The 14,503-nt window shown below is 35.1% G+C and carries 8 protein-coding genes and 1 pseudogene; 6 read left to right on the top strand and 3 right to left on the bottom strand.

What is annotated here, in order from left to right:
* Positions 1 to 3 precede the first annotated feature (3 nt).
* From MHB75_RS09305 to MHB75_RS09280, 6 genes are read left to right on the top strand one after another with little or no spacing between them, the layout of a single operon-like run.
* On the top strand, positions 4 to 4,053 hold the full coding sequence (locus MHB75_RS09305; protein ID WP_340997293.1) for a hypothetical protein: 4,050 nt from the start codon (positions 4 to 6) through the stop codon (positions 4,051 to 4,053).
* Positions 4,053 to 4,856, top strand: a complete 804-nt coding sequence (locus MHB75_RS09300; RefSeq protein WP_340997291.1) for a hypothetical protein — start codon at positions 4,053 to 4,055, stop codon at positions 4,854 to 4,856. The genes MHB75_RS09305 and MHB75_RS09300 overlap by 1 nt, the downstream gene beginning before the upstream one ends.
* Complete coding sequence (locus MHB75_RS09295) at positions 4,840 to 6,000, top strand: hypothetical protein (protein WP_340997289.1); 1,161 nt, start codon at positions 4,840 to 4,842, stop codon at positions 5,998 to 6,000. Before MHB75_RS09300 ends, MHB75_RS09295 begins: the two co-directional genes overlap by 17 nt.
* The gene (locus tag MHB75_RS09290; protein WP_340997287.1) at positions 5,997 to 7,685 is read left to right on the top strand and encodes a helicase HerA domain-containing protein; all 1,689 of its coding nucleotides are present in this window, start codon (positions 5,997 to 5,999) and stop codon (positions 7,683 to 7,685) included. The genes MHB75_RS09295 and MHB75_RS09290 overlap by 4 nt, the downstream gene beginning before the upstream one ends.
* Complete coding sequence (locus tag MHB75_RS09285) at positions 7,678 to 8,283, top strand: hypothetical protein (RefSeq protein ID WP_340997286.1); 606 nt, start codon at positions 7,678 to 7,680, stop codon at positions 8,281 to 8,283. The genes MHB75_RS09290 and MHB75_RS09285 overlap by 8 nt, the downstream gene beginning before the upstream one ends.
* Position 8,284: 1 nt before the next feature.
* The gene (locus MHB75_RS09280) at positions 8,285 to 9,733 is read left to right on the top strand and encodes a protein kinase domain-containing protein (RefSeq protein WP_340997284.1); all 1,449 of its coding nucleotides are present in this window, start codon (positions 8,285 to 8,287) and stop codon (positions 9,731 to 9,733) included.
* A gap of 225 nt (positions 9,734 to 9,958) precedes the next feature.
* On the opposite strand, the pseudogene MHB75_RS09275 reads toward MHB75_RS09280, so the two are convergent.
* The 3 genes and pseudogenes from MHB75_RS09275 to MHB75_RS09265 all read right to left on the bottom strand — a co-directional run.
* Positions 9,959 to 10,918, bottom strand: a pseudogene (locus tag MHB75_RS09275) (transposase); the annotation flags it as partial.
* A gap of 500 nt (positions 10,919 to 11,418) precedes the next feature.
* Positions 11,419 to 12,657, bottom strand: a complete 1,239-nt coding sequence (locus tag MHB75_RS09270; RefSeq protein ID WP_340997278.1) for a nuclease-related domain-containing protein — start codon at positions 12,655 to 12,657, stop codon at positions 11,419 to 11,421.
* A gap of 412 nt (positions 12,658 to 13,069) precedes the next feature.
* Positions 13,070 to 14,347, bottom strand: coding sequence for an IS110 family transposase (locus tag MHB75_RS09265; RefSeq protein ID WP_340997277.1), 1,278 nt, complete (start codon positions 14,345 to 14,347; stop codon positions 13,070 to 13,072).
* Between the last annotated feature and the right edge of the window lie 156 nt (positions 14,348 to 14,503).

Raw genomic sequence — 14,503 nt, 5'->3', positions numbered from 1 at the left:
TTCATGAAAAAATCAGTTTGGTTAAAAGAAGGGGTTTCTACCTTTCCTGTATTACAGCCAATGGTTGGACAGCATGATTTCTTTCAAGCATATCAGAATTTTTTAAGTGATATCAAAGATGCACCGATGTCTCGTATTTTTACACTGATTGCGAAATGGGGTATTGGTAAATCAAGGATTGCTTATGAACTCATAAGTGAAGTCCTTGGAATTGATAAAGGTTGGACAATTCGAAATAGTGATGGAGATTTAGAAGAAGTCAGGCTTTTGAAAGAAGATTTTGAAGATCGTATATTACCAATCTATATTCGCTATGAACAAATGAATGAAGATTATCTTTATGGAGACAATTGGGTGGGCTATGGAGCATATATTGCTCTATCAAAACTTGCCAATCAAAATGTTGAAACAACAATTCAGGGCAGTATCATTAAAGATTTGCAAAGTAACCTAATTCCAATTGGTTTTTCACCTCAAAAACTTGGTGAGATTATTGAAAAAGGACAACATTCTCCAGAACAATTATTAGGAGAAGATATTCCACTCTTAGATAAGCTCGTACAAGAAGGAATGAAGTATTTAAATCAATTTTCAATTGATCACCTACATATTATCGTTGATGAAGTGGAATCAGAATATGAATTGTTTAGAGATGAAATACATGAAAACAATGAAGAGCGAAAAAAGAAACTAGATGGTGAAGCGATAAAAGTAATAACGTCTGCCATTAAGCACGAAGATAGCCGCTCTCGGCACCCTAATGTTTCATTCTTACTACTATGTTCTCCAGCAATTGGTGATCAAATTAAGTCACTAGAAGCATTAGATCGTCGTGGAGATAAGCTTGAGATGACACAGAATTCATATGCGGACATCTCCGATTACATTGAGTCGTTACAAAAAGAAGAGAAAATTCGTAAGTATCCTGAAGGGCTAGTTGAAGCGTCTTATACCATTGCTGCAGGGAACTTTGGTTGGCTTAATGTTATTATGGCTCATTGTGATCAATATTTAAACAATCATCCTGATGCAGAGGCGGGACAAATATTACTAGATCTTTCTCAATCAGTACCGCGTTTTAAAGATAGTTTAATTGATATTTCACAACTTGATTATATTGATTCTAGTCCTGTGTATCAACTATTGCTAAAAAAGGCATTATTACGTCAATTACCGGTCCCTAAACAAGAGTATACCGAACAAGAGCAACAAGTATTATTATCAGCAAAAAATCTTCAAGGAATTCCTTTATTTAAAGAATTTATTACTATTCCACTTACTAAAAGTGATCTGGGATTTTATCTTGTAAGTAATAAATATCGCCCAGATGTTGACCATTTCTTTGTAAACGAGTCAACAGGTGAGAAGTTTAGCCTAGATGTTTTAATTCGTAGTTTAGAAACATTTTCTATTAATGCACCAGATAATTATTTTATTATCGGAAAAGAAAAGGAGACTTTTCTTGCACAAGTAAGAACACTTTATCCAAAAGATGAGGTCGTCGATGCAGCTGAGATTTTATTTAGTTATTTTGATCAAAAAAAAGACCAAGTTTTAAAAGAAACGTTTATTGGTCCAAACTTTGCTTTTCTTGAGCGTTTGAATCGTCGGTATGCTGCACAAACGGGTATTGCAAATTATTTGTTATTAGATGAAAAGGATCAAGAATTACAGCAGTTGCTAAAAGAACGTACAAAGGATTATGGAAAAGATATCGAAAGAACGGTTTTAGGTTTTATTCGTTCATTAGAACAAGAATACCCATCTACTGAAACACTTAAAATTAAAGGACAAATTTGTGGATTTAGGAGTCATGTTGAAAGGGATGTTTATTTAGGAGTTCATCCTAAAAAGGTTGTAGATGTCGTTTGGGCAAGTAGATTAGAAAAGCTAAATGATCTTGCAGAAAGTAATCTTCTTGATGTTGGCGTCCATCCAATATTTATATTATCGTCTACTGCTGATACAGAAATTGATATTAACAAGTTCAAACGTGATTACCCACTTGCAGGTAGATGTGTAATCTTTTTTCAAGTAACGAATTTACAGAAAAATGTATTAGAAGTTTTATCTGTTGACCGTGAAGTCATGGACATTCGACCAGTTGCGCATCAATTAGCGACTCCTTTTAAGGCAAAGATTAGAGCATTACGTGATGAAATTGCTAAAGTTTCAAGAGTTTGGTTTGAACATATTGATCAGCAAGGCTATGTATTAAGACCATTAATCTTTACAAAGGCTGAAGAAGACAACCTACCACTATTAGCAGAAGGGTACAATAGGATGTTAATTCATAGTGCAACCTCTACAGAACTAGGTATTAAACAAGGGGTTAAATTCCCTGAGAGTGAAAAATATAATAGATTTTTACAAGTCTTAAAAGCAACAGAAGTTCGAGCAAAGCTAGAAAAGGATGGATATGAGGGTGCTAAGTTATTTGTAAAGACCAATGAAGATGATTATGAGGTTCAAGTGCCTGTAACATTTGCTGCATTGTTAACCTATATAGGGAATACTCGACGTGTTTTTAAAGATATTCAAAATACATTCTTTTTTAGTTCTGTTGATACAATCAAACCAGTTAAAATTGTTGAACAATGGATTTACTTTTTACAAGATTTAAAAGTCATTGAGATTCAAGGTGGCACTCACGCTCAAAATGTAATAAAAGCTACATTAGAATTTCAACGTGATAAAGTTCAGAAGTGGCGTGATGAAGAATACGACAAGTTAGTTGACGAATTTAAACAAACTATTGATAAAAATAGACTAGGAATACTAAAAGACGATAAATATCGTGGTCGTTTAGATTTAATTAATGAAGTATTAAAAGAGATTAATCTTTCTTCATTACAGGTTGATACAGTTAATCCGCTTGATACTTGGAAGGAACAATTAAAGCTACTACAAACTTTCCATAAAGAATGCAATTTTATTTATGATGAAGAACAATGGAATTCAATACCGTTTAATGAGCGAGTAATAAGCACATTAAATATCCAAGACAATGAAATGCCTATTTGGAAAAAACTTCGACTCGTTCAATTGTTCCATGATTATATTTCGACCTTACAAAGAAATATATTGTCCAAATTAAAGGAAAAACTTGAATCAATTAAATCTAAGAGTACCTATAAGGATTATGTTTTACCAATTACCCAATTTACTAATGCATTAGAACGCTATCAGACAGAAATCGAATATGCAAAGGATTATATAAAGTCTTCAAAACGTGAAACAATGGTTGTTCAATCAGATAGCCTAGCACATCATTTATGGTTGGCTAATTACAAAGAGGCAATAGATAGATTAAACACGATGATTGGTGAAATAGGTTTGAAAAAAGAGGGACAAAATCAAGTTGAATGGAAAGAGCATAGTGGTATTTCTGGTCGTTACGATGAAATGTTTGAAAAGTTTAAACAAGTAGTAGATTATTTTGTTGAGAATCAGCCTATCGTTCAGAAATGGTTATCTTATTTTGAGTCAGCACCTATTGATATAAAACAAAAAGTTCAGTCAGACCAACTTGAGGCAAATTATCATGAACTTCAGATGTTTCTTGAAGCTGGATTTGATGAGCAAATCGATGGTTACCATCTGGCGCAAAAAGGTAAACCTATTCAACTAATTGAATACAGTGAGAGGTTATTACAAGAACACAAAAATAACATTACATCTTTAATCTCAATGCTTAATCAAATTGAAAGTTCAATGAGGAAAATTCGTGACGAATACTATGATCAAGAATTGATTGATTCAGTGAACTTGATTTATCGTCTTCAGCATAAATTACCTTATAAGCCGGAAATTGGTACAGCAATCCAAGAAATCAGCTATGAAAAAACAATAGAAACTGTAAAAAAGAAAATGGAACAATTAGATGAAGACGGTAGACGATTCTTTAAGGATAAGAATGCTCAGTTTGTTCGATTTGAATTTTTTAAAGATGTTGTTAAGAGAAAAGCAGATATTGATTGGAAAAGTTATCCAAGGGAAAAAAAGGAACTAGAAAATCTCGGACTAATTAAGACAAAAGTGGTGTTGTCCTAATGAACATCCAAATCGTTAAGAAGTATACAAAAAGAACGGAATATAAAATGTTAAAGAACTGGATAAATGTCGATGAACGACATATCGATGAATTAACGTCTGGTATTTGCGTTATTCCAGCTATTATCATATTGAAACTGTCGGAAGTAGAGTTGCAATCATTAAATAAATGGTGGAGACAATGGGGGAACCAACTTATTGTTTCCCCTCCTTTTCATCAAATGGACGTTGTTTCTTTACTTCAGTTAAAGGTTGATCTGTCACTACAAGAAACTGAAGCCCAATCATTTAACAGCCTTCCTGTTATTGAATCAATTAAGTCTAATACTAAATCAAAGTGGGAACTGGCTAACGGTGAGATAGTTGCTGTTGATTATTTTGAACATTCGGGAAGTGGATGTGTCACTTTAACAACAGTTCCATTATTCGATTATCGTTTATTGCCCAAGCAAGATATATGTAAAAAGTTGTTTTTAGAATTAATAATAGATAATAAAAATGATGAATCCATCCCAGTTCGGGAGCAATTTATACCTAGCCCTGTTCATGAATACATACTGATACTAGCTTCTGCAAACGTATTAGAGCCATCGAAAATATCAGGGCAGTTAAGCAACTTCTTTAAGGAAAACCTATCACATAATGAAGTTTTGGAATTGCTTCAACAGTTGATAGATCAGAAACTTCTAGAGGATTCAGGTGTAATAACAGATGTGGGAGAAAAATATATCAATCTTAAAGGATATAAAGCGTTTGTTCGAGAGATAAAGAGATGGAGGCGTGACGATGGAACATGGAGATAAGAAAAGAGATATATCCATCGCGAATAGTTTAGTTGCAAAGGTACAGTTGGGTTTACCAAGTACAGTTGCTAAACTGGGTTCTAAAATGCGTTTTATTGATCAAATAGCTCCCAAACTTCGTAATAGTGGTGTAATTCGAACGGTAACTAAGAAGGTCCCATTAACTCTGAATGTCACAGGTATTGCGACTGCAAGTAAAACCATCCCTGCTTTTGGTGGAATTCTTTATAGTGCAGGTGCGCTTCGCCAAGATCTTTCGATTCAAGACGGGGTAGTATATCAAACCTATCAAGATAGTTTAGTGGATATTGATGAAGCCGATGACGTTGATGTAACCCAAAAGTTGAAATTTGTTCATATAAATCAGATGTATGATTTGTTAGAAGAATTACTAAATGAAGCCAACAGACCTGAGCTTGTAATCGTAGATTCACCTTTAATACTAGAACGAAGCGATGCACCGTTAGAATCCTATGAAGAACTTCACTTTGACTATATCGCTTGTAAAGAGAGAATTGAACAATTTTGGAAAGATCATAAACATGAGATTTATCCTTTTAACTCTAGTGGTGTGAAAATAGTTTCAGTTAGCTCAAAACGTTTTGGTTCTGTTTTCTATGGATTAACTTCTGAACATACAGAAAAATATATGATTGATTCATTAGTTACACAAGAGCTTTCATCTCTAAGCACCTCTTTTGATAAGATAAAAAAAGTCGGTGTAAAGAAATTATTAAATGGAGTATTAACAAGAAGAACAAGAACAGCTGCCTATGAATTTGACCTTTTAACTTCAGATAATCGGTTAGAACCACAATTTGTTAGAGAGCTTGGGGTAATAAATTTTCATTTTCGTGCAGGTATGAGAACAATGCCTCTTTTGGTTGAAGCGATTGGGCATAAAGAAGACTGGAAAACTGAATCTGTTGATGGGCTAACCTCTGATTTGATTTCATTATATACAATTGATCAATTAAAAGCATTACCTCTTCCACTTTGGTATGCAAGTCATGGTTTAAAGGCTATTAAGACAGGGACAATCATTCAATATTATAAGTCACAAGCACATGAAATGATTAAAAATGAAAACGTAGAAAGTGTATGGACCGAGGAAGTTGATTTGTTTGGGGAGGATGACTTATGAGCGAAGATAAATTTATTGGTAAGTTAATTGGAAACACAGGAAATCCAAACGATTTAAAAATGATTCTCCATGATAGTTTTGTTGCAAGACGTGGGGAGTTTGCTAAGATAGCCCATCAAGAACGAGAGGATGAAGAAGTAACATATGTTCTTGGACGCATTACATCTATCTCTAGGAGTAACATTCTTTATAACAGTGAAATGGGAGATGGATTAAATTCCATTGAATTATTGCCCGGTACACAGATGACAGGAGAAACACTTTTTGGAACGATTGATCTTGTAGGATACAAAGAGGCTAGAACTGGTCAAATTCGTATTCCGAGAAGACCTCTTGATCCCGGTAGTAAGGTTTTAGGAGTCGATTATGAATTTCTTGCTAAATTCTATCAATTTGATGAGAACAAAAGCATTGCAATTGGAAATCTAATTGGTTATGAACGTGGAGAAAATATAGTACCAGTTTATATGGATGTTAATAAATTAGTAACAGAACATTTAGCAGTATTAGCGATGACTGGCTCAGGTAAGTCATATACAGTTGGACGTATTATTGAAAGATTAGTTGCCCAAATGAACGGAACAGTAGTTGTCTTTGACACGCACGGTGAATACGGTAAGGCATTTGAAAAAGGAACTGTTCATTTCAACAGTGATTTAGAACATATTGAGGATCCGAAAGAAAAGGATAATATCCTTTTTATTCAAGAAAGACTAAAGAAGCTGCAAGAAGCAGGGGGGGGTATTAGAGTATATACCCCGCAAATGGAGGAATTTGATTACAAATATGCTGGTAAAAACAATCATCTTGCCCTACAGTTTGACCGTTTTGAAATGGATGATTTTGAAGAAATTTTACCGGGCCTAACGGAACCTCAACAACGGGTATTGGATGTTGCGCTTCGCTATTGGAAATTCAAGTATCCGCATCCACCAAGGGATATTAAAGATTTACGTGAGCTATTGTCTGGTGATTTAGAAGAACTTAAAAGTTGGGATGATCTTTCAGATGCTGAATCACGTGCTTTAAACGGTAGGAGTGCTGCTGTCGCATCTATGAAGTTAAAACGAGTGATTAACGAAGCTAAAAGCTTCTACACTAGAGCAATTGGTGAACCAACCGATATATATAATTTAATTGGAGAAATGAATGAAAAAAATGGCCGATTAATTATAGTCGATTTACAAGGGATATCGGATGATGCAAAACAAATTGTAACAGCTTTAGTGTCTAGCGAAATTATGCGTGCTGCTGCAGATAAACAACGACCAATTCGACCATGTTTCTTAGTTTATGAAGAAGGACATAACTATGCTCCAGCAGGTGCTCCAACTATTTCAAAGAAAATCATAAAGAAAATTGCAGCAGAGGGAAGAAAATTTGGTGTTGGTTTTGCGATTGTTTCCCAACGTCCATCAAAGTTAGATGCTGATGTAACTTCACAGTGTAACACAATTATTACTATGCGTTTGAAAAACCCAGATGATCAACGTTTTATTACAAAAACTTCAGATATGCTTACAAAAGCTGATATTGACGAATTACCTGCACTATCTACAGGAGAAGCATTACTTACTGGTCGTTCTATTCCAGCACCATTATTGGTAAAAGTCGGTACTAAAGCCCTCGTTCATGGTGGTCAATCACCAGAAGTTGTTAAAGAATGGGGAGTCTTTAATGGATAAGGAAGAAATAAAAGAATGGATTATCCAAGAGTTTAAAAATGGCAAGATTCGTGATACTTGGTTTCCGATGTTATCTGTTTCAGGAGTGCGGGATTATTCAGAAACCGTTCATTCCACTGGATTAAACTATATCACTGAGATAGGAAGACAGTTAGATGGATATACAGCAGTGTCTGAGTATCCAGTATATCCTATCAATGGAAATTTTGGACATAGCATAACTCGTGAAGTACGACCTGATTCAATTTGGTATGACAAAGAAGACCTGAAGCCAGTATTAGTTTCTGAATTTGAAAGGTTTGAAAATTCTAAAGCTAAAAATGATAAGTTAAGGGAAAAGATTGAAAACCTATTGATTGCCTATCACCAACTTGGTGGTAACCTTCCCATAATATTATTTGTATATTGGTCTTATAGTGGAATAGTGCCAAAAGATATTGAAAAATATATTTCTATTTTTGATGAAGGTTTCCGATTACCAAATGGTATTTATATTAATGGGATTAATTCATTTGAAAGTGATTATTTGGTTTTTCAAGCGGTTGCTAAAGGTAACAAAGAAAAATTAACGATCAATCAATGGATTCAGGTGAAGTAGTATGGTACGTAAACGATATATATTAGATTTGAAAAAAGATATGGAACTAGGAGACAAGTATGTTTTACAAGAATATGTAAGTGAAGGGACTTTTGGTCAAGTATGGAGAGCGGTTCGGCGTGATGACAGTCAGACAGTAGCTCTAAAGATACCGAAAAGTCAAGAAAAGGGAGATAAGGTATTAGCAGAGGGGTTGAAGCTAAAGGGTCTTTCTCATCCTAACCTTATTCAAATATATGATATGGGCCGTGTTGACGGATATTTTATTATTGAAATGGAATATTTCGAAGGCCATCCCTTATCCCAAGAGCTAATAAGCACTGGCATATCCACTCTTCGTACTTTCCAAACAGTGTATGTAATATTTGAGAGGATCTTAGATGGCTTAGAATTTATGCACGATTTGAAGATAGCTCATGGAGATATTAAACCAGATAATATATTAATTAAAGATGAGCAAGTGAAGATTACAGATTTTGGGACAAGTCGTTTAATTGAAGATATCTTTGTAAAGACAATTGATGGTGCAGGTACATATGCGTATATAGCCCCAGAGGTTGCTAATTCAAAAGAGAGATATTTAAATTCAGATATCTATTCACTAGGAGCTATTCTATATCAATTCCTTACAGGGCAAACACCGCATGATACTTTTCTGGATGTTATTCATAATAAGCCTTTTCCACGTCCAAGAGAATTAAATAAATCTATACATGAAAAAATGGAACAAGTAATCCTTAAAGCCTTAGCACGTAATCCGGAGGAACGTTATCAGACGGTCACTGAGCTAAGGAATGATTTTAAACGGGTCGTAAAAAAGCACCTCCAGCAAGAAACAAATGAAAAGTATGTACCAAAAGCTACCCTTGTTGAAAAAAGGGATGCTCTTGAATTAGCAATAACTAATTGCAAGTTAGGAAAATTTAAACTTGCAGAAAAGATTCTTCAAACAGAGATTGCAAATGATCATGTATATCCCGACTTAATACTTCAGTTAGCGTACGTTTATTTTATAACGGATCGTCGTTTTGAAGCGTTAAAAACAATAGATAGTATTAATGTAAATGCCGTTGAAGAAACCAGAAGAGAAAACTTCATAAACTCGTTGAAAGAATTAAAAGCAAGAATCTTATTCTCAATTAAAAAATTCGAAGAAGCTCAGAAAATCTATCAACAATTAGTACACCAGCAACCTAAATCTATAGATTATCGCTACCGTTTAGCAATATGCTATGGCCTTTGTAATCAGGAAGATAAGGCAATTCAAATATTAGAGTATATAAATCAAGAGACACCGGGAGTTTGGGCAGTAGTTAAAAAATTAGGTTTGGCATATGAGCAAAAAAGAGAGTACGAAAAAGCTAGGGGATATTTTAAATATGCTCATAGGTTAAAGCCTGATGATGAAGAAGTTAAAGCAAGGCTAGAGAAATATGATTTTTACTTGTAGCTTTTAGTTAAATATATTTACATTTATTCATTATTCATAAGGGGGATTATATAATGTATGCTGGTTTTAATTTAGAGATGAGTGACCAATTAGTTCTTTTCAGGCAGACTGGGAATAACATTTACAATGAGCCTGGGACAAAAATAGCTCTCAGTCACACAAAAAGGAGATTGCCTGCGCAATCTCCTTTTTTGTGTGATTTTTTTCATAAGTGATGGGAGGGTTTTACCCTCTCATCGTATACTTTCTTAGGTTGGTCGCCATTAAGGCAAGTCCGATTTCATTTCGGACCTTCGATTTTCCACGAAGTGAAAATCGAGTGAAACCTAAATTCGCCTTCAAAAATCCAAAAACTGGTTCCACATCGATTTTTCGTTTTCGATAAATGGCGCCTGTTTTTGCTTCTGAAAGCGTCGCTTGAATCATTTTCTTCTGTTCTTCCCAATGCGTATTGATGGCCAATCTTCGATTGTTCCCTTCACGTGCTTTCGTACAAGATGAACGGAAAGGGCATCCTGAACAGTCTTCACATGTATATATTTTAAAATGACGTGTAAATCCTGTTTTGTCTGTACGTGTTGAGTCGTATTGATACGTTACTAATTGTCCATTAGGACACGTATAACAATCAGTCGTTGCGTCATACGCCCAATTGTTTGTTTTAAAAGGATCTTTAAGATATTTTCGTTGCTGTTCTTTGCGATACATACCATATGTAATTAATGCTTTACGTTGGAGTGTTTCTATCACGTATTGATAGTTCGGTTCACTACCATAACCCGCATCAGCGACGATATGTTCAGGTAATTCAAAATAATGAGCTTGAATATCTTGTAAAAAGGGCACGAGTGTTTTCGTATCTGTTGGATTCGGATACACCTCATAAGCAAGGACATATTGGTTTTCTGTTGCGATTTGAACATTGTAACCGGGTTTCAGTTGTCCATTCTTCATATAATCGTCTTTCATGCGCATAAATGTCGCGTCGACATCGGTTTTTGAATAACTATTTCGTGTACCCATCTGTTGTAAATGAAGGCGATATTGTTTTTTTCGGACAATCCAATCTTTCACTTGTTTTAAATATTGTTTCGGTGTTTTACATGCAGCGCGTAATTGTTTTCGTTCACTTGAATCAGAGGAAGCTTCCAGCTTTTCTGTATAATCATCAATCACTTGATTCATGTTATAGTTTTTATACATAAAGAGCACTTCCTCGTTATGAAGGGCTTTCGCTTCGACAACGGCCTTCTCTTTCTCAAGCTCCTTACGCTCTGCTAGTATTGCTACCTCACGCTCGTAATTCACTTTCGCCTTCTCTGCTTCAAAAAGACGTTTCACTTCCTCATTTTCCTCAGCATACGCCTGGTATTTCACAACCAGTCCATTTAATGTATCGTTTTTATCCTTGTACTCACTAATCAGGGCTTGATTCGTTTCAAGCATCGCTCCGTTCGCCTTTAGCTTTTCCTCGTAAACGGCTACCCTTTGCACAAAGCTTTCGATTTCTTCACTTTTTAAGCCTAGCTCCTGCTTTAGCTGGTGTGTCTGCTGCTGTAGGTCGGTGATGATGGATTCTTTACTTTCAAGTTTATCGGCAACTTCTTTCACCGCCTGGTCTTTTAAGTGAGTATGCTAGACACTAAAAAACACCTACTCATCGTTAATGAGTAAACGTTTAATTGTTAGTTGAAATCAAATTTAGGAGCAGAACCGCTTTCGTCTTTTAAAACCCACTTAAATACACTGTCTAATAACATCGCATCTTCATTTTTGCTATCAAAAGGCTTTTCCATTTCTAAAATAGCCAACATGTCCATTACAGAAATACATTTAATGTTTCCTGGCCAATAAACATTTTCAATATTTCCTATCCCGCGGTCAGTTGGTAACATGACGACGTACGGTTGAATTTTAATTTTGACACCTAATAAATCTAATTTAGATTTGAAACGTTCTGTTGCCTTTGACATATTTTGTGACATCTTTGTCGGTTTATACGCAAAATTGCCTGTGATATTATCTTCTGCATAAATATATTTATTGTTATCCAACATTTTCCATGTTACATTACCTTGACTATACATTTTTATATCAATTAAAAATAATGTGTTTTTTGTAATGATTAAACAGTCGATATCTGCTTTTAAAATATTGTCTGGCCCAGGAGAAAAACTTGAAGGGTACTGTGCAGACCAATGTGTTGCAAACTTATCTAAGAAATTATTTTGTTGTAAAATTTTCGCAAAGTTAAGTTCTCCTAACGCACCCGATTTAATATTGCCTTCACTAAATCCTGATCCGCTCAAACCAATCCCCGGCTCACCTTTCATTAAAGGTGTAGACTTAATCATAACTTGCTGTAATTTTCTCGGCTCATACCCAGTCATTAAACCATTTTCTTTCGATTTAGCTAGGTTTGTATATTTTTCCATATTCTCTGCATATTTCAAATGTTTTTTACGCTCGATTTGAATTTCTTCTTTTTTAATATTTCTAGCATACGTCAATATTTTAAATTCCCATATGATTAGTGCAAGCGGGAAAATAATATACTGCGCTTCTAATATTTTTATTAATGTAGGATAATTTTTATCTTCTAATAAGGTTACTAATAATTGGATTGCGCCAAAGTTAAATAATGTATAAATAAAAATACTTAACATACTTTTAATTAAACTAAATATATTGATATCGCTATACTTTGAAGGACCATAAAAATCATTCTTTATTTTTTTTATATAATGTTTCGTCTTCCTAAATAGAAAAATTATTATAAAAAAGAATAATAAAAAGTTATCATTAAAAAGAGAAAATATATTCACATTTCCTACTTTAAGTGAATAATAAAATAACCCTCCATAAAATACTACAAATGCAAAAAATATAGATGCATATATTTTATATTTTTGTCCTACGCTCATGATAATGTTACCTCCCTCTATAAATGTTGATATATCAATGGCTCACGCCATTTTTTGGGTGTCTAAAAAATATTTTTCGACACGTACATCTATCTGTATTTTATATATATTGATTTTTTTACAAACTATCCGTACGCTTCGCTAAAGGATGAACCATTAATTGGTAATGATTCTCCTGATCCCGTGCTGTATTTTGATGCACATATGGATCCTTGCGTTGCTTATGATGACGGACCCTCCCATGTCTCTAGGCGTCTATTTGCGCGTACATTCCTTTGTTCGGTCTATTCATAAGGCAGAGGCTGGCGATGCTCCTATAGGTACTCATTTGATTGGTATCAACGGTCAGATGGTGAAAATAATGCCGGCTTCTCCGTGTCATCCTCTTGATTTTGACTTCAGTTGGTTGTACTTAAGTAGCCACTTGAAGCTGAGTGAAATCGTTCATCGTTTGTTGTTCGTTAAACATCGTCTTCTTGTTGCACAAGGCGTGTAAAATCTTTAGTAACTTCCCACATAGAACGACAATGGATTGCTTCTTACGAAGCGGATTCACTGTACGTGTTGTGTAGTACTCATGATAATGCTTAAAAGCTTGATTATGTCGAATGAGAGGTATAATCACACGAAATAGGAGCGCCCACAACTTCCGTCTTCCTCGTTTGGAAATGCGCTTTTGTCCTTTTTGCTGTCCAGAAGAGTTTTCACGTAATGTAAGTCCCGCTAGCTTAATTAATTGGCGTGGATGCTCATATTGCGTTAAAGAACCGACTTCTGAAAGTAAATCGACAATCGTTATATCTCCGATTCCTGGTACTGATGCTAAATAATCATAATCTGTCATTTGTTTCGCTAGCTCTGTGAGCTGAACCGTTAATTCATCTAGTTGAGCTTGCATCAATTTGATTTGTGAAAGAAGTGTGGCAATTTCGTATTTGGCCATCACTAAGCCTTCTGTTAATCCAATTGAGGTTTCTGCGGCTTCAACTAACTGTTTTGCCTTTGGTAGTTGTGGGCTTTTCATCCCATCTACTTGGCGATATAAGAAGAGTAATTCTTCTGGTGACTTCCCTTTAATATCAGAAGGTAATGTCGTCATTTCGAGCACCGCATACGCCACTTTCCCAAACTTCTTAAAAACCTGTGAAAACTCAGGAAAGAAGCAATCTAACCAACGTATTTGTCGATTTTGAAGGGCAGTTAAATCTTCTTGAATTTTTGAGCGCAATGTCGCGCCATTTCGTAATTCTGCTTCCACACCTTCTAAAAAACGAGGATAGCTGAAGCGTCCATCTCGCATTAAACGTGCGATGACGAGCGCATCTTTTTGGTCATTTTTTGTTTGAAGATTATCGTCGAGTTCCTTAGAACGATTGACGTGCATCGGATTAACCATCACAAATGGAATCCCGTAGTTCATTAAAAACGCCGCTAAGTTCATCCAGTAGTGACCTGTTGGCTCAAAACCAACGAGAATATCTTGTTTTTCATGCGCCGCTTTTAACGCTAGGAGCCGCTCGTAAAAGCCTTCAAATCCTAAGCGTGTTTGCAGGATTGGAAATGATTTTTGAAGCACGCGACCACGATCATCTACCGCACAAGCGAAATGTTTGTGCTTAGCGATGTCGATACCAATCACTAGAGTATTTTCAGAAACTTGATTAATTTTTTCATTCGTATTAGGATTCATTGTTATAAGTCCTCTCATAGATGTTCGAGTCAATTTGCCGTTGACAATCAAGCATCATACAAGAGGGCTTTTTTGTTTTCAAGTCCCTGAAAATGTTTCTAACAGGAATGCTCCTGTTTTATATAAACCTAGAGGGAAAACTATGTAAAAACTCCA

It is taken from the genome of Kurthia sp. FSL E2-0154, from assembly GCF_038003625.1.
Lineage (GTDB): Bacteria > Bacillota > Bacilli > Bacillales_A > Planococcaceae > Kurthia > Kurthia gibsonii.
Note: the sequence above shows the minus strand (reverse complement) of the source record. Positions and strands in the feature narration are given on the sequence as shown.